24 protein-coding genes are annotated in these 22,229 nt (G+C 37.1%); 21 read left to right on the plus strand and 3 right to left on the minus strand.

The features are described from left to right. Window positions 1-7 precede the first annotated feature (7 nt). The 3 genes from menB to MHH73_RS10185 are packed head-to-tail and all read left to right on the plus strand — an operon-like array spanning window position 8 to window position 3,219. Window positions 8-808, plus strand: coding sequence for a 1,4-dihydroxy-2-naphthoyl-CoA synthase (gene menB / locus MHH73_RS10175; protein ID WP_191812004.1), 801 nt, complete (start codon window positions 8-10; stop codon window positions 806-808). Between the two features lie 24 nt (window positions 809-832). Next, the gene (locus MHH73_RS10180; protein ID WP_341066511.1) at window positions 833-2,446 is read left to right on the plus strand and encodes an AMP-binding protein; all 1,614 of its coding nucleotides are present in this window, start codon (window positions 833-835) and stop codon (window positions 2,444-2,446) included. A gap of 32 nt (window positions 2,447-2,478) precedes the next feature. Further along, complete coding sequence (locus MHH73_RS10185; RefSeq protein WP_191812000.1) at window positions 2,479-3,219, plus strand: SDR family NAD(P)-dependent oxidoreductase; 741 nt, start codon at window positions 2,479-2,481, stop codon at window positions 3,217-3,219. 172 nt (window positions 3,220-3,391) lie between these two features. Here the strand turns inward: MHH73_RS10185 and MHH73_RS10190 are convergent, their stop codons facing one another. Continuing rightward, complete coding sequence (locus tag MHH73_RS10190) at window positions 3,392-3,850, minus strand: DUF2188 domain-containing protein (RefSeq protein ID WP_191811998.1); 459 nt, start codon at window positions 3,848-3,850, stop codon at window positions 3,392-3,394. A gap of 196 nt (window positions 3,851-4,046) precedes the next feature. Here MHH73_RS10190 and MHH73_RS10195 point away from each other — a divergent pair, with 196 nt between their 5' ends. The 14 genes from MHH73_RS10195 to MHH73_RS10260 all read left to right on the plus strand — a co-directional run bounded on the left by MHH73_RS10195 (window position 4,047) and on the right by MHH73_RS10260 (window position 19,113). Continuing rightward, window positions 4,047-4,850 (plus strand): alpha/beta fold hydrolase, encoded by an 804-nt coding sequence (locus tag MHH73_RS10195; RefSeq protein WP_341066515.1) that lies wholly within the window; start codon window positions 4,047-4,049, stop codon window positions 4,848-4,850. Between the two features lie 83 nt (window positions 4,851-4,933). Further along, window positions 4,934-5,710 (plus strand): IclR family transcriptional regulator, encoded by a 777-nt coding sequence (locus MHH73_RS10200; RefSeq protein WP_191811994.1) that lies wholly within the window; start codon window positions 4,934-4,936, stop codon window positions 5,708-5,710. Window positions 5,711-6,265: 555 nt separating this feature from the next. Continuing rightward, window positions 6,266-7,537, plus strand: a complete 1,272-nt coding sequence (locus MHH73_RS10205) for an MFS transporter (protein WP_191811992.1) — start codon at window positions 6,266-6,268, stop codon at window positions 7,535-7,537. Window positions 7,538-7,668: 131 nt separating this feature from the next. Next, complete coding sequence (locus MHH73_RS10210; RefSeq protein WP_341066520.1) at window positions 7,669-8,196, plus strand: cupin domain-containing protein; 528 nt, start codon at window positions 7,669-7,671, stop codon at window positions 8,194-8,196. A 137-nt stretch (window positions 8,197-8,333) separates the two neighbouring features. Beyond that, window positions 8,334-9,248 carry a VOC family protein gene (locus MHH73_RS10215; protein ID WP_341066523.1) on the plus strand — a complete coding sequence of 305 codons (915 nt, stop codon included), beginning with the start codon at window positions 8,334-8,336 and terminating at the stop codon, window positions 9,246-9,248. Between the two features lie 27 nt (window positions 9,249-9,275). Further along, complete coding sequence (locus MHH73_RS10220; RefSeq protein WP_341066526.1) at window positions 9,276-10,067, plus strand: SDR family oxidoreductase; 792 nt, start codon at window positions 9,276-9,278, stop codon at window positions 10,065-10,067. A 27-nt stretch (window positions 10,068-10,094) separates the two neighbouring features. Continuing rightward, window positions 10,095-11,816, plus strand: a complete 1,722-nt coding sequence (locus tag MHH73_RS10225; protein WP_341066528.1) for a thiamine pyrophosphate-binding protein — start codon at window positions 10,095-10,097, stop codon at window positions 11,814-11,816. A 29-nt stretch (window positions 11,817-11,845) separates the two neighbouring features. Continuing rightward, entirely contained in the window at window positions 11,846-13,291 is a 1,446-nt protein-coding gene (locus MHH73_RS10230) for an aldehyde dehydrogenase family protein (RefSeq protein WP_341066529.1), read from the plus strand. Window positions 13,292-13,307: 16 nt separating this feature from the next. Next, window positions 13,308-14,090 carry an aspartate dehydrogenase gene (locus MHH73_RS10235; RefSeq protein ID WP_341066532.1) on the plus strand — a complete coding sequence of 261 codons (783 nt, stop codon included), beginning with the start codon at window positions 13,308-13,310 and terminating at the stop codon, window positions 14,088-14,090. A 60-nt stretch (window positions 14,091-14,150) separates the two neighbouring features. Then, window positions 14,151-15,452: an aromatic ring-hydroxylating dioxygenase subunit alpha gene (locus MHH73_RS10240; protein ID WP_191811977.1), complete on the plus strand. Its 1,302-nt coding sequence runs from the start codon at window positions 14,151-14,153 to the stop codon at window positions 15,450-15,452. Window positions 15,453-15,495: 43 nt separating this feature from the next. After that, window positions 15,496-15,990, plus strand: a complete 495-nt coding sequence (locus MHH73_RS10245; protein ID WP_263600736.1) for an aromatic-ring-hydroxylating dioxygenase subunit beta — start codon at window positions 15,496-15,498, stop codon at window positions 15,988-15,990. 33 nt (window positions 15,991-16,023) lie between these two features. Then, window positions 16,024-16,809 (plus strand): SDR family NAD(P)-dependent oxidoreductase, encoded by a 786-nt coding sequence (locus MHH73_RS10250; protein ID WP_341066537.1) that lies wholly within the window; start codon window positions 16,024-16,026, stop codon window positions 16,807-16,809. 17 nt (window positions 16,810-16,826) lie between these two features. Then, window positions 16,827-17,786, plus strand: coding sequence for a VOC family protein (locus tag MHH73_RS10255; protein ID WP_341066540.1), 960 nt, complete (start codon window positions 16,827-16,829; stop codon window positions 17,784-17,786). A gap of 127 nt (window positions 17,787-17,913) precedes the next feature. Next, window positions 17,914-19,113, plus strand: a complete 1,200-nt coding sequence (locus MHH73_RS10260; RefSeq protein ID WP_341066545.1) for an NAD(P)-dependent malic enzyme — start codon at window positions 17,914-17,916, stop codon at window positions 19,111-19,113. 215 nt (window positions 19,114-19,328) lie between these two features. On the opposite strand, the gene MHH73_RS10265 is transcribed toward MHH73_RS10260, so the two are convergent. Next, complete coding sequence (locus tag MHH73_RS10265; protein WP_191811967.1) at window positions 19,329-19,610, minus strand: phage holin family protein; 282 nt, start codon at window positions 19,608-19,610, stop codon at window positions 19,329-19,331. Between the two features lie 291 nt (window positions 19,611-19,901). On the opposite strand from MHH73_RS10265, the gene MHH73_RS10270 reads away from it, so the two are divergent. The 4 genes from MHH73_RS10270 (at window position 19,902) to MHH73_RS10285 (ending at window position 20,996) form a co-directional block, all read left to right on the plus strand. Then, window positions 19,902-20,123 (plus strand): DUF1659 domain-containing protein, encoded by a 222-nt coding sequence (locus MHH73_RS10270; RefSeq protein ID WP_191811965.1) that lies wholly within the window; start codon window positions 19,902-19,904, stop codon window positions 20,121-20,123. A 23-nt stretch (window positions 20,124-20,146) separates the two neighbouring features. Beyond that, window positions 20,147-20,365, plus strand: coding sequence for a DUF2922 domain-containing protein (locus MHH73_RS10275; protein WP_191811963.1), 219 nt, complete (start codon window positions 20,147-20,149; stop codon window positions 20,363-20,365). Window positions 20,366-20,502: 137 nt separating this feature from the next. Continuing rightward, a complete protein-coding gene (locus tag MHH73_RS10280; protein WP_225230489.1) occupies window positions 20,503-20,622 on the plus strand; it encodes a YvrJ family protein in 120 nt (39 codons plus the stop codon). Between the two features lie 173 nt (window positions 20,623-20,795). Then, the gene (locus MHH73_RS10285; protein ID WP_191811959.1) at window positions 20,796-20,996 is read left to right on the plus strand and encodes a cold-shock protein; all 201 of its coding nucleotides are present in this window, start codon (window positions 20,796-20,798) and stop codon (window positions 20,994-20,996) included. Window positions 20,997-21,472: 476 nt separating this feature from the next. Here MHH73_RS10285 and MHH73_RS10295 read toward each other — a convergent pair whose 3' ends face one another. Next, window positions 21,473-22,042, minus strand: a complete 570-nt coding sequence (locus MHH73_RS10295; RefSeq protein WP_341066557.1) for a DUF6434 domain-containing protein — start codon at window positions 22,040-22,042, stop codon at window positions 21,473-21,475. Window positions 22,043-22,229 lie beyond the last annotated feature (187 nt).

Genomic DNA, 22,229 nt, shown 5'->3' on the forward strand with positions numbered 1-22,229 from the left:
ATCACTGATGGAATTAATAGATACTATACTGGAAAAGAAAAATGGCGTAGCCAAAATAACTATTAACCGACCAGAGGTTTATAATGCCTTTCGAGCACAAACGATTAAAGAATTAATTTGGTGTTTTCGTGAAGCTTGGGATGATAACACAATTGGTGCTGTTATTTTAACAGGCACAGGAGAAAAAGCGTTTTGCACAGGTGGCGATCAAAAACAAAAAGATGGAGAAAGTGGCTATGATGGTAAAGGTGGTCTAGGGAATGGGATTGGTCTTGAGATAGAGAATCTCCATCAAACGATAAGAAACATCCCTAAGCCAGTTATTGCAGCTGTTAATGGCTATGCAATCGGTGGAGGGCACGTATTACACGTTGTATGTGACTTAACAATTGCTGCTGATACCGCAAAGTTTGGGCAATCAGGGCCAAAGGTTGGTAGCTTTGATGCAGGATACGGATCAGCATATTTAGCGAGAATCGTTGGTGAGAAGAAAGCGCGAGAAATTTGGTACTTATGTGAGCAATATAGCGCTGATGAATGTAAGGAAATGGGCTTAGTGAATAAAGTTGTTCCATTACATGAATTACAGCAAGCGGCAGAAGACTGGGCACAAAAAATCCTACAAAAAAGTCCAACAGCTATTAAAATGTTGAAACTGTCTTTCAATGCAGATAGTGCAAATATTCAAGGGATTACGCAATTGTCAATGGCCAATTTAGCATTATTCTATCAATCAAGTGAATCAGCGGAAGGAAAAAATGCTTTCATAGAGAAACGGCCAGTAGACTTTTCGACATTTAGAAGTTAAATGAAAGATGAAGGAGTGTTTGTTGTGGAACGATTAGGTGAATTAACATCGTATTCTTCACAATGGCTCAATAAAACGATTATTGATTACTTAGATGAAGCAATCACACGTACACCAAATAAAACAGCGATTATCGATAGTAAAAGTCGATACACATACAAAATGTTAGGCTCAGTAGTCGATCGCGTCGCACTTGGTTTATTGGACTTAGGTATAAAAAAAGGCGATGTCATTTCTATTCAGCTTCCGAATTGGAATGAGTTTGTGATTCTGCATTATGCTGCTTCAAAAATTGGGGCGATTACTAACCCGCTTGTCCCTATTTATCGAGAAAGAGAACTTACTTATATGATTAAAGAAGTAGGGGCTAAATTGTTAGTTATTCCGGATTGTTTTAGAGGCCATGATTATATTGAAATGGTAGAGAAATGTCTAAAAGAATGGCCGGAACTTGAGAATGTTGTAGTTGTAGGAAATTCGTTATCAATTCCGGAAGAAATGAAATCGTTTGCATCACTAGTCACTTCTATAGACTCACAGGAAAAACGCAGAAATGAGCTATTAAATATAGAAATAGATCCTAATGAAGTAACTGAGATCATTTTTACATCAGGTACAACTGGTCTTCCTAAAGGTGTCATGCATACTCATAATACTTTATGTATTACTTCTCATTATTGGATTGATCATTTGCAATTAACGAATGAAGATGTGTTATTTATGGCATCAACCTTCGCCCATCAAACGGGGTTTGCTTACGGTGTTAGGTTACCAACACAATATGGTGGTACAGCAATCTACCAAGATACTTGGAACCCAGATGCATTCTTAAAGCTGATAGAAACAGAGAATGTGACTTTTACGGCAGGAGCTACACCTTTTCTAAAAGACACGATCGCTGCTGCTAAAAAAAGAACGGCAGATATTAGTAGTTTGAAGTATTTTATTGCTTTAGGGGCACCCATTCCTAGAAACTTAGTCAAGCAAGCAGAAAAGGTTGTATCATTCAAAATATTGGCAGGGTGGGGGCAAACAGAAAATGGGTTAGTTACCTTAACAAAGAGAAATGATTCTATTCAAAAATTGACGGAAACAGATGGCGTTGCTTTCACTGGAATGGAAGTAAAGGTTGTCAATCAACAATTGGAGACTTGCCAGGCGGGAGAAGAAGGTAATATTTATTGCCGTGGTCCTGCATTATTTCGCGGTTATTATAAACAAATAGAGAAAACGCAGTCTGAATTCGATCAAGATTGGTTTATTACTGGTGATAGAGGTGTGATGGATGAAGATGGTTATTTAAGAATTACTGGCAGAAACAAAGATATTATTATTCGTGGTGGGGAGAATATCCCTGTATCTTATATTGAAAATGTCCTATATGAGTATGAGTTGATCAATGATGTGCAAGTTGTGGCAATGCCGGACGAACGATTGCAAGAAAAAGCATGCGCATTTATTCAATTAAAACAAAGGGATACTACGTTTACCTTATCAATGTTACAACAATTTTTACTAAAAAAAGGGGTAGCTAAACAATATTGGCCAGAACATTTTGTCCTTCTAGATGAATTTCCACGAACCGCAAGTGGGAAAATCCAGAAGTTTAAATTAAGAGAATCGTTATTAAAAAATTGAATGTACCTTAAGTAAAAAGGAGTGGATGAATAATGACTAAGATTGCCTATATAACCGGAGGCGGTAGAGGGATGGGAAGAGCGATTTCCTTAGCCGTTGCAAATAATTATCAGGTAGTTGCCAGTGATATTAATATAAATAATGCCAAAGAAACGATCGAACTTGTTAAAGAAATAGGCGGAGAGGGCTTTGCTGTACATTGTGATGTAACGAGTTTAGAAAGTGTAGAACAATCTGTAAAGGAAGTGCAACAGAAGTATGGAAGTATTGATTTACTTGTAAATAATGCGGGATGGGATAAAATCGAACCATTTTTACAAAGTGAACCCGATACTTGGAGAAAAGTAATAGACATTAATTTAATGGGGCAAGTACACACATGTAAAACGATTCTGCCGTTAATGATTGAAAAAGGGAAAGGAAAAGTAATTAATATTGCTTCAGATTCTGGACGAGTAGGTTCAAGCGGAGAAGGAGTTTACTCTGCTGCTAAAGGTGGTGTAATTGCATTTACAAAGACGATTGCGAGAGAAATGGCTAGATATCAAATAAATGTGAATTGCATCGCCCCAGGTCCAGCCGATACGCCGCTTTTCCAAGAAATAGGATCTTATAATAAAGGGATTGCTGCTGCACTTGAGAAAGCCATTCCATTCCGAAAATTAGCTCAACCAGAAGATATAGCTGGTGCCGTCGCTTTTTTTGCTTCAAAGGAAGCGGATTATATTACCGGGCAAACACTTTCTGTTAATGGCGGTTTAACGATGTGTTAACAAGATGAAAAGTAATGAATGGATAACGATTGGGCAGTCTTCTGCCTAAGTTATAAGGGTAGTTATTTTCTTTGCAGACTAGTAAATAAGTTTAAGAGCATACCAAACAAGCCGAAACCTTTTCCGGCTTGTTTGTGTTTTTAGATTCTTATGATAGGAAGAATAAGTGCTGTTACTCTTCTATATCATAAGAATGTTTCTCGTCAATGGTTCCATCTTGTTTATATATCACAAGATGAGTTTTTTTATTTTGAGCGATTTCTTTTGCCCTTTTTACTGCTTCTGCTTTCGTAGGAAGTATCTCAGATGGTTTTTTCCCATGATCAGTTGTAATAGCCCAACCATCATCATGGGGCAGTACATGTTGTCCTTCTTGAATTCTTCTACTCTTATCTTTATCCGCTTTTCCTTCGGGTTGTAAATCACTGTCAGATGATTGAATCATTTGGTTTCGTTCTTTCGTTGCTGCATTTCTATACCATTTCTTACTTTGTTCAATTGCAATTGGAATAGCACGACTTTCATTATAGCCATCACGTATGAGACTGTTAGCTATTTCGATGGCTTTTTTCTTTATCGCTGTTTCTAAGTTTTTGAATGAATCTGGATAATCTGTCGTATTCCAAGGCATATTCTCCACCTCCTAGTTGATTACTAAATTCATACCCTAGTTTGATAGAGTTTACTCATAAAAAATAAAAGAAAAAATAGTACATAATAATAGTGAAATATCTAAAAATTTAGAATAATGATTGACAAATGATGGGTATCTATTTAAAATTAAAACAATGTTTTGTTATAGAAACATAATGAAGAGGAGGAGTAGAATGCCTATCATAAGAGTAAGTGAAGAAATGAAGATTCATTATAGGGTGAAAGGCGAAGGAAAGCCGCTTATTATTTTACACGGGTTGGGTAATAATTCTCAGTCGTGGACAAAACAATTAGAAGGTTTATCAGATGACTTTCAAGTATTTGTATGGGAAGCACCAGGTTATGGGCAAAGTAGTGATCCGGAAGAAGAGTTTACAAGTTTCCAGCAATTTGCTGATGTACTTAAGCAATTCGTCGATGCATTAGGATTACAGAAATTTTACTTACTTGGTCATTCCATGGGCTCTGCCATTGCAATAGATTTTACCTATCGTTTTAAAGATCGAGTTGAATTACTCATTATTGCTGATCCAACACGAGGGGCTGCTGGGAATAGTGAAGAAGAGAACAGGAAAAAGTTAACTAGAAGAGTTTATAATGTGACAAATCTAACAGGAGAAGAACTAGCAAAACAAAGAGTAAGGGAATTGTTAGCGCCAGAACCTAATCTGGAGGTAGTGAAAGAAGCAGAAAGAATTATGGCACAAGTTCGACCGAAAGGGTATATCTCGGTTGCTAACTCTTTATATTCTTTGGATCACACAGATATTTATGGGAGCATAACGACGCCAACTTTAATAATATGTGGTGAATTTGATAAGGCAACTCCTGTTGAGGAAGCAGAAATCTTCCATCAAGCGATTGCTGAATCGCAGTTGGTCATTATCCCTAATACAGGTCATCTATGCTATCAAGAGGATCCGGCATCTTTTAATGAAGCTGTACGGAAATTTCTGCAAAATCCTGTAAATATATAAACGAAAATGATTCTTAATATCTTTTTCAACGATTTTTTGTTAAAATAGTAATATAGTATTTACTGGGAAAGTGGGGTGATGGAGTGGCTAACGGTGAAAAAGAGCGATATAATGCCAATTCATTAGTCAGAGGATTAGAAATTTTGAAACTATTCAACGGCGGACGTTCAACGATGTCTTTAGCTGAAATTGCGAAAGAATTAAATGTAAGTCGTACTGTACCATACCGTTTACTCTATACATTGCAAACGTTAGGTTACTTACATCAAGATGAACATACAAAGCGCTATAGCTTAACACCAAAAGTGCTCGAGCTAGGGTTTGCTTATTTAAATAGTTTAAACTTACCTGAAATCATTCAACCTTATTTGGATACGCTCCGTGATACAACTGGAGCGTCATGTCATTTATCGATATTAGATGATTATGAAGTCGTATACATAGGCAGTGCACCTGTTCGCGGCGTATCTGCCATTAATGTAAATATCGGTTTAAGATTGCCAGCACATGCAACAGCTAATGGTAAGCTTCTATTAGCTATGCAGCCAGAAGCAAAGCTACGTGAAATAGTGTATGGATCAAACTTAAAACCGTATACAGAAAAAACGCAAACTGATTTACCTGGCTTCTTTGAAGAATTAGAAACAATTAGGAAAAATGGTTATGCTATTTCTTTAGGTGAATTCCATCAAGGCATTCAATCGGTAGCGGCACCAATATATGATCGTAGCGGAAAAGTAGTGGCAGCTATTAATATTGTCGCCACTGATGTTACCTATCAGAATGATTTTATCGAAAAAGTAGCCCTACCGAAAATTCTTGAAATATCTAAACAATTATCGGGTCTTATTGGAAATTAATTCACTAGAAGACTCGAACAATTGTTGTACCCGAATCTAATGGATTCGGGTTTTTTGTATTGGAATTATTCTCTTTCTTTTAAACGAAGTTTTTTCCATTGCTTATTTCACCTCTGGACAATTTCGCCCTAGTAGGTAAAAGTTTAAACTACTAGATGAACGATGCATTAGAAACCCTTCATTTGTCTCTCCTTTTATAAGTAGTCCCCAATAAAAAAGTCATTAAATGAATAGATTCGCTAGAAATAATATTGAAATCCTATCATAAAGTGTCATTTATCTCTTTAAATTTACTAAGGTTTATGGCTGCTTTAACTGATATGCCCTAACTAATAGAGGAAGCAAACTCACTTAAGATGAAATAATTTTCTGTATAAGTATAGTGAAAATAGTTTTAATTTATAAGAATCTGTATTGACAAAATTTTTTAAAAATTTTAAGATTATATAAACTTTGTTTTGTATAAAAAACAAAGTTTTGAATGGATAGATATTTTAATGGGGGTGACTTTTTATAATTAGTGATTTTTTCCAGCATATTATAGGAGGGTAAAGGATGTTAACAGGAAAGAAAAGATGGTTGTATATTGCTGTACCGATATTCTTCTTTTGGTTTTTTGGCCAAATTGATAAGCTCGGTATTTCTATTATTCAAACAGATGCTGATTTTCTTAGTGATTTAGGCATTACTGGTGAAAATGCCAAGATTGGTTTTATCACATTTATATTCACAATTGCTTATGCTGTATCAAACCTATTCTGGGGTGTGATTATTGATAAACTAGGTGCCAGAAAAACAGCAATGTTAGGATTAGTTGTTTGGACCATAACGATGATTACCGCTGGCTTATCAACTACATATGAGATGTTTATCTTATCAAGAATCGTTCTTGGCCTTGGTGAGGGTATGATGATTCCTGTGTGTGGAAAATTCATTGCTAACTGGTTTCATTATAAAGAATTAGGAAAAGCACAAGCATCATGGTTATCTGGTAACTATTTAGGTCCGGCTGTGGGTGCTTTAATGCTAACCGCCATCATTGCTAGTCTCCATTGGCAAGCTGCATTCTTCTTACTCGCTGCTTTTAACTTATTGCTTGTACTGCCACTTTTTTATTTTCTTACTAGAGATACACCAGAAGAGCATAAAGGGATTACACATGATGAGCTTTCCTATATACGTGAGAAAAACCCGGTTGATAAAAAAGATGAATCGAAAAGTTTTGCCCAAGACTATCGTTACTGGATTGTATGGTTTGGAATGCTGATGTCTTCCTTTTTATTTTTTGGTATAAGTATCTGGTTACCTACTTATTTAATTGAAGCGAAAGACTTTTCGAGGGAAGCGATGAGTAGTATTACATCATTATCTTGGTTATTTGCTTTAGGATTTGTCCTTATTTGTGGGTACTTATCAGATAAGACAAACCGTCCAAGCCTTATGGCGACCATTTTATTTGCATTAACCACGATCTTTTTATGTGGTGGCATTATGTCACCTAACGCGATCATTGCTGGTATATGCATGGGATTAGCTATGGGAACACAAGGTGGGGTCTTCCATCTAAGTAATTTGTTTATTGTGAAATTCTCTACACCTGAAACCGCTGGGAGAGCAGCAGGTATGATGGGATTCACTAATATTATGGGTGGTTTTGCCAGTTATATTATGGGATATTTACGAGATCTATCTAACGGAGACTTTGGGACGTCAATCATTGTCTTAATTTTTGCCTCTGCTTTAGGTTTTGTTGCTTATTTATTTACACTTAAACGTGAATCAGCTGAGTTAAGGGTTATTCATAATAATCAGTCAATAGTAAGTTAATTGTTTGATTTCAACTATTTATCTTTTTAAAATTTTCTCAAAATTTGTTGACTTTTTTGTTAACAGATTTTAAAATTGATTTATAGGAGAAACAGTGTTTCTAATATAAAACATAAAGGAGTGTTTTGAAAATGGCAATTGATATTAAAGAATTTGAAAAGAAGCATGTAGCAAGATTACAGGATCGTTCATTAGATTGGAATGTTCTTAAATTCCAAGAAGAAATTGACCCAAGATTTAAAAGAGCACAAATGAGATATATTGGTCGTGGAGCCACTGCAAATGCTGATTCTAATGTTATTGCAGCTGAGCATTTTACATTAAGCACGATGGTATTACCTGCAGGGTGTATTGGACCATTGCATTTACATGATGATGTTGAAGAAGTTTTCTTTATTATTAAAGGAAGCGTAAAAGCGATGATTCAAGAAGTAGATAGTGATGAGGTTCATGAAATTCGTTTAAATGAGCGTGATTGTATCAGTTCACCACCTGGTGTCTATCGTGGGATTCATAATGATGGTGACGAAGAAGCATTAATGTTAGTTATGCTTGGTGCTGTTAAACCGAATTTGCCAACTTACGTAAAAGGGAGCGAATTAGAAGAACTTCGTCTTCAAAGAGCGAAAGAAAGAGAAGCAATTATTGCAGACAAATAATGAAGTGAGGTAAGGAAGGCCAATATCATATGGTCTATCCTTACCGATTTTTATTAACATACTATATTCACCAATAATTTGTAACGAGCGAAACATTTACCACGAAATTTCGCTTTATTTATAGAGGAGGTTTCAAAATGATTGGTATTACCCATTTAAGACATATCAGTCTCATTACTCCGAACATTGAAGAACAAGCTGCCTTTTATGAAAAAGTTTGGGGATTAGACAAAACGGCTGAGGATGAACAAACGGTTTATTTCAGAGGAGCAGGACCTGAAAACCATATTCTAAGTTTACACAGTGGCGACAGAAGTGCTCTTCATCATATCGCATTTGGCATGGTGGATAAGCATGCGGTTGACCGTGCTGCAGAATATTTACAAGAAAAAGGCGTACCGATTGTTCAGGCACCCGGCTATTTAGATGAAGAAGGTAAAGGTTATGGACTCCGCTTTGCTGATCCGGAAAATCGTGTAATTGAATTATCAACATGGGTTGAAATTCATACATCCATTTGGAATCAAAAAAATGTAGACCCAGTGAAGCTCAATCATGTCGTAATGAATACAGCTGATTTACAAATGATTACAGAATTTTATACAGATATTCTTGGCTTTAAAGTGACGGACTGGAGCGAAGATAAAATGGTGTTCTTACGTTGTAATCGAAAACATCACTCCATTGCTTTTAATCAAGAAGGTCATGCATCTGTTAATCATATTGCTTATGAAGTTGACACAGTAGATGAAGTAATGCGTGGCATTGCTAATGTGCGTAAAGCGGGATTTAGTGAACTATGGGGACCAGGTAGGCACGGCCCAGGAGATAATATCTTTTGCTATTTCAAGGACCCGGGTAATTTTGTCATGGAATACACTTGTTATCTTGAAACGATTGAGGACGAAGCAGAATGGAAAGCAAGAGTATGGAAGCGTGTACCACACTTAATGGATCAGTGGGGAATCGCCGGACCGCCATCTAAAGAAGCACGGGCAGCAATGGGGGGAAAACCAGATCCAGGCTGGGCAAAATTACAATCATTGATTTAATGGCTTACTTGAGAAAGGAAGAATGTAATGGATTTAGGATTAAAAAATAAAGTAGCAATTATTATGGGTGGTACCTCAGGTGTTGGATTGAAGACGGCTGAGATGTTTCTAGCTGAAGGTGCTAAAGTCGCTATTTGTGGTAGAGATGAAAGAAGAAAAAATATGGCAGAGAAGCATTTAACAGATTTAGCATCTGCTAACAGCATTTTTGCCGAAACATGTGATGTAACGAATAAAGAAGATGTACAGCGTTTTGTCAAAGGTACAGCAGAAAAGTTTTCGGGTATTGATATTTTAGTCAATGCAGCTGGGCAAAGTGTGATGGGACATTTCTTTGATGTCACTGATGAACAATGGGAACAACAAATTCAATTAAAGTATTTTGCTATCATCCACGCTGTAAAAGCTGTTCATCCATACTTAGTTGAGCGTGGTGGCGGTCGCATAATCAATATAAATGCTACGCTCGCGAAAGAACCTGAGAGACATATGATCGCAACAGCTGCAACAAGAGCAGGATTACTTAATTTAAGTAAAACATTATCTCAAGAACTGGCGAGTGATAATATTCTTGTAAATTCAGTAAGTCTTGGCTTAATTAGAACGGATCAATGGGAAAGAAGAAGGAAAAAGAATGCACCCGACATGGATCCGGAAAGTTATTATGCAGACTTAGCGAAGAAAAGAAATATCCCACTAGGACGTGTGGGAGAAGCAGAAGAAGTAGCTAGTGTGATTTTATTTTTAGCATCCAAACACGCAAGCTATGTCGCTGGTTCAACTATTGAAACAGCAGGTGCATTAGGAAAGGCATTATAAATATACAAAAAAGGTAGGAAGATACTAATGACAGAAACAAAGCAAATGGAGCAAGCGGAGTTAACAGAAAACTCAGAAATGGACTTTACCGTTGCTGATGCGGTTGTTCAAGAGCTTGTTAGAGCGGGTGTAACGACAGCGTTTGGTATTGTAAGTATACATAATATGCCAATTTATGATGCCATTTTACGAGAAGGAAGCATCCATCTTGTGTGTGCACGTGGTGAAAGTGGAGCGGTGAATATGGCCGATGGCTATGCACGTGTGACAGGAAAGCTTGGTGTTGTCATTACCAGTACAGGAACAGGCGCAGGTAATGCAGCTGGCGCACTTGTTGAAGCTTGGGCAGCAGGTGTACCACTTCTCCACCTAACTGGTGAAGTGGCATCAACCTATTTAGGTACTGGCCGTGGCTATATTCATGAATGTAAAGATCAATTATCAATGTTAGAAGGATGCTCTAAACAAGCGATGCGCTTAAGAGTGCCGAATCAAGCAAAAGCAGTGGTAAGGCAAGCGGTTGTAACTGCTCTAACTGCCCCATCTGGCCCTGTTTCGTTAGAGATCCCCATTGATTATCAATCTGCGATTATTCCTGACCTGCACCTACAAGACTGGTCGGTAAAAACTCCGGAAGTTAACTCAAATACATATATTCCTGAAGAGGTACTCTCATTGGTTGCTAAAGCGACGCGTCCTGTGATTTGGGCTGGTGGAGGTGTCATTTCAGCAAACGCATCCCAAGAGTTAACAAGATTGGCCAATCAGCTGGGAGCTGCTGTTATTACGAGCCAATCTGGAAAAGGAAGCATCCCTGAAGATCATCCACAATGCATTGGTCATTTTGCTGCCTATCAAGGCACGAAAGAATTGCTCAAGAATGCGGACTTGTTAATTAGTGTCGGTGTGAGATTTAGAGGAAATGAAACGTCTAATTGGAAGGTTGAAGTGCCGAATCTTCATATTGCTATTGATGCCGATTGGCAAGGAATGAACCGAAATTACACTTGTAGTTATGGGCTTGTTGGAGACGCAAAGGATATTTTAAATAACTTAGTCACGCAATTACAAACAAAAGGGGTTCAAGATAAACCATCATATAAAGCTGAAGTAAAGCACCTAAGAGAAACATTACGAGCTAATTTACGAGCAACATTAGGACCATATGAGCAAATAATGGACGAAATGAGAGCAGCATTACCTAAAGATACAGTGCTCGTACGAGATGTTACCGTGCAAGCTAACGTATGGGGAAGTAGATTGTTCGAGATTATTGAACCGAGAACATCTATTCATGCTTCCGGTGGTGGAATTGGTCAAGGGTTACCGACAGCGATTGGTGCTCAAATCGCTGCAAAGGATCGCAAAGTAGTTTTAATGGCTGGTGATGGTGGTTTTATGGTGAATGTTGGTGAAATGCCGACTGCTGCCCAAGAAGCACTGCCGCTTATTGTTGTCTTGTTTGATGATGGTGGATATGGCGTTCTTCGTAATATTCAACAAAATGCATATGGTCGTCAAGTAGCTGTTGATCTACTAAGTCCTGATTTTGTGCAAATGGGAGAGTCTATGGGATTTGATGCGGTACGAATTCATTCAAGTGATGAATTTGCGGTAGAGATTAATAAAGCGGCAAAAAGTGTTAATCCGACAATTATTGTTGTAGATATGGAAGCTGTAGGACCAATGGCTAAGCCTTTTGAAGGACCTCCTGGTGCTGCTGATGCATTTAAACCGAAGAAGTTATAAGCAAACATCTGAGTAAAGGAGGAAGCATAATGATTTCAACATATCCTAAAGTGTCTGGCAAGTTTTTAATTGATGGTAACTGGTTGGAAGCGGACAAGAAAAAGGAAGTCATTAATCCAGCAAATACGCAAGAAGTTGTTGGAGAAGTTGCTCTTTGTACAAAGGAGCATGTAGATAAAGCAATAACAGCAGCAGTGAAAGCATTCGAATCTTGGTCTCAATCAGATATTCACGAACGTGCAGCAAAAATGAAGGAAGCAGCAGGAGCGATTGAAAAAATCGTTGAAGAAAATGTGAATTTGCTCGTAAGGGAAAATGGTAAAATATTAGTTGAAGCAAAGAAAGATTTACTTCGATGTGTCGACATTATGAGAGAAGCGTCCGATGAATTATTAAATTGGTGGCAACCAGAGGCATTAGATGGAGAACAAAAAGTGCAAATTCGTAGAAGGCCAAGAGGGGTAACAGCGGTCATCTCCCCATGGAATTCACCAATGATCTTAACATTTAAGCGCGTAATTCCTGCTATTTTAACAGGGAATACAGTCATCGTTAAACCAGCTACAAGTTGTCCACTTACGATTATGACATTTCTAGAAAAGGTCGCTTCATACTTTCCAAATGGTGTATTGAATGTTGTAACGGGATCAGGTTCATTAATCGGGGATGCGCTATGCAAAGATTCTAGTGTACGTACAGTTGCCTTTGTTGGTAGTACGGAAACGGGTAAAGAAATCATGAAAGCGTCAGCTAGCAATGTGAAAAACATTTTTATGGAATTAGGCGGGAATGATGCTGCCATCTTTTTAGAAGACGCGAAACTCGATGACGAATTGATTACTAAGTTGAGATTTGGGATCTTACGAGCAGCTGGTCAAGTATGTTCAGCAGTTAAAAGGGTATATGTGCATGAATCTCGATATGAAGAGCTTGTGGAAAAATTGCGGAAAAAGTTCCAATATATTCGTGTTGGTAATGGGATTCAACCAGATGTAGAGATGGGGCCGTTAAATAATCAAACACAATATGAATATGTAAAAGGATTAATTGCGAGAGCGAAGGATACTGGGGCAGAAGTCCTTACAGGTGGAATCAAAATTGATCCAGATGGTTGGAATGATGGATATTTTATAGAACCGACTATTATTACTGGTGTTGCTCAAAATAGCGAAATTGTTCAAGCGGAACAATTTGGACCAGTTATTCCAATCCTCTCATTTCAAACAAATGAAGAAGCCATAAAACTTGCAAACGATAGCCATTTTGGTTTACGCGCTTCTGTTTGGACAGAGAATGAAGAGGAAGCGATTATGTTTGCTGATCAATTAGAAGCAGGAGCTGTATTTATTAATAACCATACCGTATTCCAGGACCTTCATTTAGATTTTCCTGGTTTAAAAGAAAGTGGTATTTCACGCGAAACAAGACACTGTAGCTTGGAATTTTTTGCAGACACATATGGATTCGCGAATTAGAAAGTAGGGTTGAAAAATGAAGCTGGGATTAATAGGTGGCGGAAATATCGGAAAATTTTTGCTACAATCTATCAATAACGATCAATTGGTTGATGGTGCACAATTCGTTGGATTGTATACAAGAAATCAAGAGAAAGCAAATGAGCTGGCAGAGCAGTATGATTTGCGAAGCTACCAAACCATCGATGAGCTGATTTCATCAGATATAGATGTGATTGTTGAAGCAGCAACTGTAGAAGTTGTTCGAACACATGCCGCATCGATTCTCACACATGGGAAAGATCTTGTTGTAAGCAGTGTAGGCGCATTTTCAGATAACGACTATTTTCTCCAATTAGAAACGATATGTAAAGAACATGGGACAACGATTCATTTACCATCAGGAGCGGTAGGAGGTTTGGATATATTAAAAGCTGCTAAAGCTATCGGTGCTTTACAAGAAGTAGCGTTAACAACAACGAAGCCACCGCATGCCTTAAATGGGGTTAGTCTTGAGAAGAAAACAGTCTTATTTGAAGGTAATGCCTATGAAGCGATTAAACAGTTTCCTAAGAATATTAACGTATCAATCATTCTATCGTTAGCTGGACTTGGTTCAAAAGAGACAAAAGTGAAGATTATTGCTGATCCAAAAGCATCGAAAAATAGTCATGAGATTATAGCAAAAGGGGCGTTTGGAAATGTGAAACTAGTGGTTGAGAATGATCCGATGCCAAACAATCCAAAGACAAGTTATTTAGCAGCATTAAGTGTTCTCTCAACATTGAAACATAAGGATCAATCTATCAAAGTGGGATAGGGATAAGTTACAATAATCTTTGCGACATCGATGAATCAATTGGTAAGAAGGGGGATTACTATGATTAAAACGGTAAAAGACTTAGAAGATATGACGAAATCGGAATTATTGGAACATTTGAATGATACGGTCAAACCGGAAGTAGGCGAAATACCTGCATACATTTTGGCCGATCCGAAAGTATATGATCTAGAACATAAAAAAGTCTTTATGAAAACATGGATATTTATTGGTCATGAATCAGAAATACCAAATAAAAATGATTATATGTTAAGAGACTTAGCCGGGTATTCAATTATTGTATCTAGAAATGCAGATAGGAGCATCAAGGCATTTTACAATATGTGTACACATCGCGGTATGAAGTTGTGTCGTGCAGACAAAGGGAACAAATCTGCTTTTGTTTGTCCATATCATGGATTTAACTTTAAAAACAATGGTGATTTGATTGGCGTCCCACTACAAAAAAATATCTATGGTGAAGAGCTAGATAAATCTACAATGGGTTTAACAGAAGTGCGAATTGAATCCTATAAAGGGTTGTTATTTGGTACTTGGAATGAAGAGGCAGAATCATTAGATGATTTTTTAGGAGACTTTAAATGGTATCTTGATATCTTAGTAGGTCGAGCTGAGATGGAAGTGCTAGGCGCTCCACAACGTTTCGTTATTCATTCAAACTGGAAAATTGGTGCTGATAATTTTGTTGGTGACTCCTATCATACAATGGTGACACATGGCTCAATTGCTAAATTAGGAATGGTACCTTCTGCAACGTATTCCAAAATGGGTTATCAAATTCATAGTGAAAATGGTCATGGTCTAAACCTTGGGACACCAAACCCTGATTTTGCTTTCCCAGAAGAATTAATAGAAGAGTATAAATCTAATTTATCGACAGAACAGTTTGAAGTATTAAGTAACTTGAAGAATATGATCGGGAACATCTTCCCTCATCTATCTTTCTTAATTTCACATACGAAAGTAAAAGGGCAATTGATTTCCAATACCACTGTTAGGTTATGGAGACCAATCGATCACGACAAAATGGAAGTGATTGCTTGGTTTTTAGTTGAAAAAAATGCGCCGGAAGATTGGAAGAGGCGGTCACGTGAATCCTTTGTCCTTACTTTCAGTCCATCAGGCATTTTTGAACAAGACGATACGGAAGTATTTACGGATATTACTGCCGCAGCAAAAGGGCCTATGCCAGTAATAAAAAATTTAACTTATAACTACACAATGGGCATGCATAGAAAACCTGTAGACTTTATCGGTCCTGGTGTGGCTTATGATGATAAATTTTCTGAAGCGAACCAAAGAAATTTCTATAAATATTGGCTGGAGCTAATGAATAAATAAATTTTCGTGAAGAAGGGAGATAGATGAGATGAGTATGGAAAAAATGCTTGCAAACTATGAATTTGAACAATGGCTATATAAAGAAGCACAATTATTGGATGATATCGATTTTGATGGTTGGTTCAGTTTGATGCATCAAGATTTGAAATATCAAATGCCAGTCCGTATAAATAAGGAAGGAACAGAGCGTCCTGATTATACAACAGATATGTTTTGTTTTGATGATGACATTGACTTATTAAAACTCAGAGTGGATCGGTTAAAAACAGATTATGCTTGGGCGGAAATTCCACCTTCTCGAACTCGACGTTTCGTCAGTAATGTAAAACTGGAAGGTTATAACGCGGAAGAATGGGCGTCAGTAAATAGTTATTTACTTCTTTACAGAAGTAGGAGTACAGATATCCATCACGATATTATTTCAGGAGAACGTCGCGATGAATTCAAGTTCGAGGATGGCAAATGGAAATTATCGAAACGGGTGTTTATCGTGGATCAAACGACAATCAATACTCGAAATCTAGCAATCTTTATTTAATTTATTCACAAGGAAGAGAGGAGAACAACTAGAATGGCGGAATTTGATGGTCGCTCACTTTATATAACTGGTGGGGCATCAGGTATTGGGAGAGCTGTGGTGGACTCATTTCTGAAAGAAGGAGCATACGTGACGATTCTTGATCGCTCAAAAGACGGATTAGCTGCAATCAAGGAACAATATGGTGAGCAGGTGATTTGTATAGAAGGAGATGTGACTCATTTTGAAGACCACGAAAAAGCTGTATATCAAGCGGTTGAAACATTTGGGAGACTAGATGTCTTTATTGCTAATGCAGGGGTGTTCGATGGGTTTGCAAAATTCGAAAATGTGACGGCTGAAGCCATGAATGATGCTTATGAATTATTAATGAACATTAATGTAAAAGGGTATTTTAACGGTGCGAAAGCTTCACTTCATGAATTGAAAAAGACAAAAGGTAATATCATTTTTACCGTTTCTGGTGCTGGATTTTACCCTGATGGTGGTGGGGTATGGTACACCGCTAGTAAACATGCGCAAATAGGTTTAATGAGACAATTGGCATTTGAGCTTGCGCCAGATGTCAGAGTGAATGCAGTTAGCCCAGGTGGGACATTAACATCACTTAATGTCATCACACCTTTAAAACCGTTTGTGAAAGAAATCGACAATGATACGAAAGCAAAAAGCATAAAAACGAGAAACCCATTAAGAATTGCAATGAATGCTGATGATCATGTCGGTCCATATTTATTATTAGCTTCAAGTAAATCACGCGCCATTACTGGCGAAGTCATTTCAAGTGATGGCGGTCTTGCCATCAGAGGTCTTAGTTAAGAAAGGGATGAATGATAATGGAATCAAATACAAAAATGCAGCCACTTCTTGGTAGTAAAGAAGTTAATCAATTAGCTTTTGTTGTCAATGATATTGAAAAAGCCTCAGCTGATTTTTCGAAATTGTTAGGTATTCCTAATCCTGGCTGGTTTTTAACAGGTGATGAGGAAGTATCTAAAGTAATATATAAAGGAAAGCCGACCGCTTCTCAGAGTAAACTAGCATTTCTAAATACACCGACTGTTCAATTTGAACTCATCGAACCTAATATGGAACCGGGAACAATGCGTGAATTTCTTAACGAGATAGGAGAAGGAATCCATCATATTGCCGTTGATGTTGATAAGATTCAAAATCATTTGCCGAACCTCGAAAAAAACGGTTATCCACTTCTTCAATCAGGTGAGTTTACATCAAGTGATGGTAGGTACGTTTATGTTGATACCGCGAATGAAACGAAAACTTTGATTGAATTGTTAGAAAGCGCAGAACCTAGGGTTACTACATACAAAGCGGGAGAAGATAAGCCACTATTAGGTACAAATGTTGTGGAACAACTGGCTATTGTGGTAAAAGATTTAGACAGAGCAGCAGATAAGTATTGTCAATTGTTAGGCATAGAAAAACCAGCAGTAATTCAATCAGGGAAAAGTGACATAACAAAAGTTGTATATAACGGTGAAGCTACGGAAGCAGATAGTCGCTATATGTTCATTCGTACACCATTATTAGAAATTGAATTAATCGAACCTGGAAAAGCACCAAGCACATGGAAGACTCATTTAGAATCATATGGTGAAGGTGTCCACCATATATCCTTTGTTGTAAAAGATATGGATGAAAAGATTACTCTTCTAGAAGAAATGGGTTATCCTGTTATTCAAAGAGGAAATTTTTATAACGGAAAAGGCAGATATGCTTATATGGACACAACTTCAACTTTTAAAGTCATCATTGAGTTATTAGAAAAATATTAAACAATATTGGGAAGCGCTTTGTAAATGAAGATGTATACAAGGTTGCTTCTCTCAATTTTTTTAAGATCATACAAAGTAGTTGATTTTTATTATCTGAATATTAAAATAAATAAGCGAGGGTTATTATATGGAATTAAAGGAGAAAGCATTAGCACTTCATCGTTTGCATAAGGGAAAATTAAGTATTAGCACAAAGGTTTCGGTAAAAACGAAAGAAGATTTAAGTTTGGCGTATTCTCCAGGTGTAGCTGAACCTTGCTTAAAGATCGCTGAAAATGAAGAGAAAGCTTACGAATATACGAGTAAGGGCAATATGGTCGCAGTCGTTTCAGACGGTAGTGCCGTATTAGGACTTGGAAATATTGGTGCACAGGCATCTTTACCTGTTATGGAGGGAAAAGCGATTCTTTTTAAAGAATTTGCCAATGTCGATGCAGTGCCGATCTGTCTTCAAACCAATGATGTAGAGGAGATTATCCGTACGGTGAAATTATTAGAGCCATCATTTGGAGGTGTGAACCTTGAAGATATATCTGCACCTAGATGTTTTGAAATTGAACAAAGATTAATTGAAGAGTGTGGAATTCCTATCTTCCATGACGATCAACACGGTACGGCAATTGTAACAGTAGCTGGTTTAATCAACAGCTTGAAGGTTGTAGGGAAAAAACTTGATAAAATAAAAGTAGTCGTAAATGGTGCAGGTGCAGCAGGGATCTCAATTATTAAATTATTAAGAAAATTGGGCGTTAGAGAAATGATTCTTTGTGATACGAAAGGAATGATTTATAGCGGAAGAGAAGAGGGTATGAACGCGATTAAAGAAGAGATGGCCAAAATAACAAACAGTAAGTCTCTATCAGGTACGTTAAAAGAGGCCATTAATGGGGCGGACGTGTTTATTGGAGTCTCTGCAGCAGGTGTATTATCTAAAGAAATGGTACAAACAATGAATCGTGATGCGATCATTTTTGCGATGGCTAATCCAAGTCCAGAAATCATGCCAAATGAAGCCAAAGATGCAGGAGCAGCCATCATTGGTACTGGCCGATCTGATTTTCCTAATCAAGTGAATAATGTATTAGCTTTTCCAGGAATTTTTAGAGGGGCATTAGATGTAGGAGCAAAAGTAATTAATGAGGAAATGAAAATTGCGGCTGCTTATGCAATAGCGGGCATCATTAACGAAGAAGAACTTACTAAGGACTATATTATCCCAGATCCATTTGATATCAATGTAGCGAACAATGTGGCAAAAGCAGTTAGTGAAGCGGCCATTTCTACTGGTGTCACAAGAAAGGCATATAGTGAACCAATTTTTATATAAAATAATGAATTCGCCGGGGATGTTTGTCCAAACAAAGTCAAGATGTGGACATACTATAATTGTGTAAGATCTCCTCCCTATTAGATCTTTTGATCTACTTTGGCCACAAGCACTTGAAACTTGTGGTCTTTTTTTATGCCCAATTAAAAACAAAATAAAGGCTACCGAACATGCCGGCAGCCTTTACTCTCACGAACACCATACCTCCTCAAATATCAGCCCTTGTTATCTGGTTTTTTATTTATCACTATCCCTTCCTTTGTTTGTTTCAAAACCTGATGACCAAAAACAGCGATACCTGCTGCAATAATACCGTTAACAATCGCATCCAAAGAAAAACCATATCCGATGCTCCCAATACCGATAGAACATATAAACAAGATCCAAATGATTGTCCAATCAGGGATAATAGGGGTCTGTTTGAGTGCATGTCCAATGAGCCAAAGCGCCGGTATTAATACAAAATAATTTTGGTTCAAAAATTGCACAAGATTCATGTCAACACCTCCTTATTCCGGCTATTAAATATTTTATGAAAACCGCATAAGATTGCTTGTTCGCTTGCACTATGTTTAGAAGGAGAAAAGTATTATTTTTCGTAGAATACTAGAAATAGTAATAAATAAATGCTTATTTTAGGTTTTCTGTTGTGTGAGATAGTGATGAATAATCTCAAAATTTTCATCAATGAAAGCATCTTTTGAGTAGCCTAATTTGATTATTTCTCATGATAGCCTGTCTCTTTTACCTTTCCACTTGTATATAAGGAATGAAAGGGGGGAGAGAATATGGCACAAACTATTTTAGTTGATTCAAAGCTTCGATTAAGTTTTGAGACAGGTGTGAATGAAAAGGGGGAAGTGGAGTATAAGGTAAAAACTTTTAGTCATGTGATGGCAGAAGCTACCGCTGATCAATTGTATCGATTTGCCGAGGCGTATGGATCGTTGGCACAATCACCACTTGTTTCCATCCAACGAAATGACAACCATGATATTTTACAATCATAATATTTTAAAGGGGAGAATAAAAAATGACTAAAAAGTTAGAGTTAACCTTTGGAACGTCAGATGGAAGTGTTTCGACCATTTCGGTTGATGACCCTAAAGAACCAATAGACATCGCTGAGGTCATTTCGGTAATGGAAGAAATGATTGCTTCAGAGGCGGTTCAATCTACAAAAGGAAAGCTTACAAATGTTAAAGGTGCAAGACTTGTAGAAAGAACCGTTACCGATTATGAGTTAGAGTAATATCGGTTGATTGTTACCAAGCTGCATTTTTAGGTGAACCTCTACCTCTTGCAAGGGAAGAGGTTCACTTTTTAATTGATCTTCTATTTATTATTACGTTATATTTGGGAGGGGAAAATGTGAGTGAGCTTGTTAAAATGATCAGTGAAGTCGGCTTTCCTATCATTGTGACATTGTTTTTACTTTATCGCATTGAGGCGAAGTTAGATGTAGTTGTTCAATCGATTCAAAGCTTGCCCGAAAAGCTAAAAGAATAAGAGCGTAATTTGTTGACAGTGATGGGGATAGATGCTAAATTTAATTTAACCGTTACTCATTAGTGATATATGAAGAAAGCTTTTCCTAGGATTGGATAGGTCTTTGTAAGTACGATGATTAAAGGTGAATTTTTATATGGTTGTTTCTTCAACCATAAGGAGGATTTTTTGTTATGAAAAACGGTAAAGTAAAATGGTTTAACGCAGAAAAAGGTTTTGGATTTATTGAAGGCGAAGACGGAAATGATGTATTCGTACATTTTTCTGCAATCCAATCTGAAGGATTCAAATCACTAGATGAAGGTCAAGAAGTTTCTTTCGAAGTTGTTGAAGGTGCTCGTGGACCTCAAGCGGCTAACGTTAATAAATTATAATTCGATAATCAACAGCCTAACATATGTTAGGCTGTTTTTATATATGAAGAAAATAGTTGCTCTTTTTCACTTAATGGGACGCCGAGCTACATTCATTAAGATGTGCCATATCAAAAGTAGGTACGGGTGATGCTTGAAACTCTCTCCACATTCCCTCATTAATCAATAATCTCTTGTGTTACTTCTTTGCAAAGTTTTTCCACCATACTTAATTTTATATATGTATCTTTTTAGGTTGTTCTTGATCCACAGGACTCATTATTTTCTTTATCAGTACACATTTAAAGAAGGGTATCTATCACATTTAACAAGATAGCCATCTAAAAGGTTGGATGGTGCGGTTCCAGGGTTTGGCTACTAAATATTAGCCAACTTAACTTTATTGGTTCAGTTGGCTTGAAAAAGGAAAACAAATACTTGTTTCTGTTTGTCGAAAGTTAAATCACATCACAGTAAAAATGTTGAGAAGTGCTTAACTAATTATTAGATATATATTTATTGCTTCCAGGAAGTTTCTTCGTTTCATACCAGGCTTCAATTGCTTCTTCACGACTTTTCCCTTGGTTTTCTGGGTCAGCAAAAAAGTCACGAATGAAAAGGTTGTATTCAAATTGAGGTGCAATGTTTTTCGTATACGAAGGGTCTTTTTTTCGTTCTTCCTCCTCATACCAAGCGTTTACAACATCACGATACGTTTTTCCAACATTGTTTTTAAAATAATTTTGGATATAGGTGGAAAAATGAAATTTCGGGATAATTGTCTTAAAAAACGCTCTAACATTTTGACTACAACGATGGTTTTCCGTAATAACTGTATCAAAACTTAAATCTACTTGAGGTTCCATCTTCTTATTCACTTTTGATTTTCTGAGAGGTTTTTTTATCTCTCCTGTCCGAAGAAATATTTCAATCCTACCGGAAATTTCTATTTTTGAACCAGAAGCACTTATTCCGTTTTCTCGACAAAAAGATTGTAATTCTTCCTTTAACCAATAGAAATCTTTAAAACTTTCAACACTAATATCTTTCGTAAGGTTAGGTCTCATAAATCACACCTCCATATTTATTTTTATTATAGAACAATTGTTCTTAGTTTACAAAAATAACCATAACCAAAAACAACAAAGTTTACGAAAACAGCCTTCAGAAAGAATGTTAACATCCATGAATGAAGACAACTCATCCATCATTCCAGCCAGAAGAAGGTCCATTTCTACAAGTTATACAACTGGA

The sequence above is a fragment of the Cytobacillus sp. FSL K6-0265 genome (assembly GCF_038003465.1).
Taxonomy (GTDB): Bacteria; Bacillota; Bacilli; order Bacillales; family Cytobacillaceae; genus Cytobacillus; species Cytobacillus stercorigallinarum.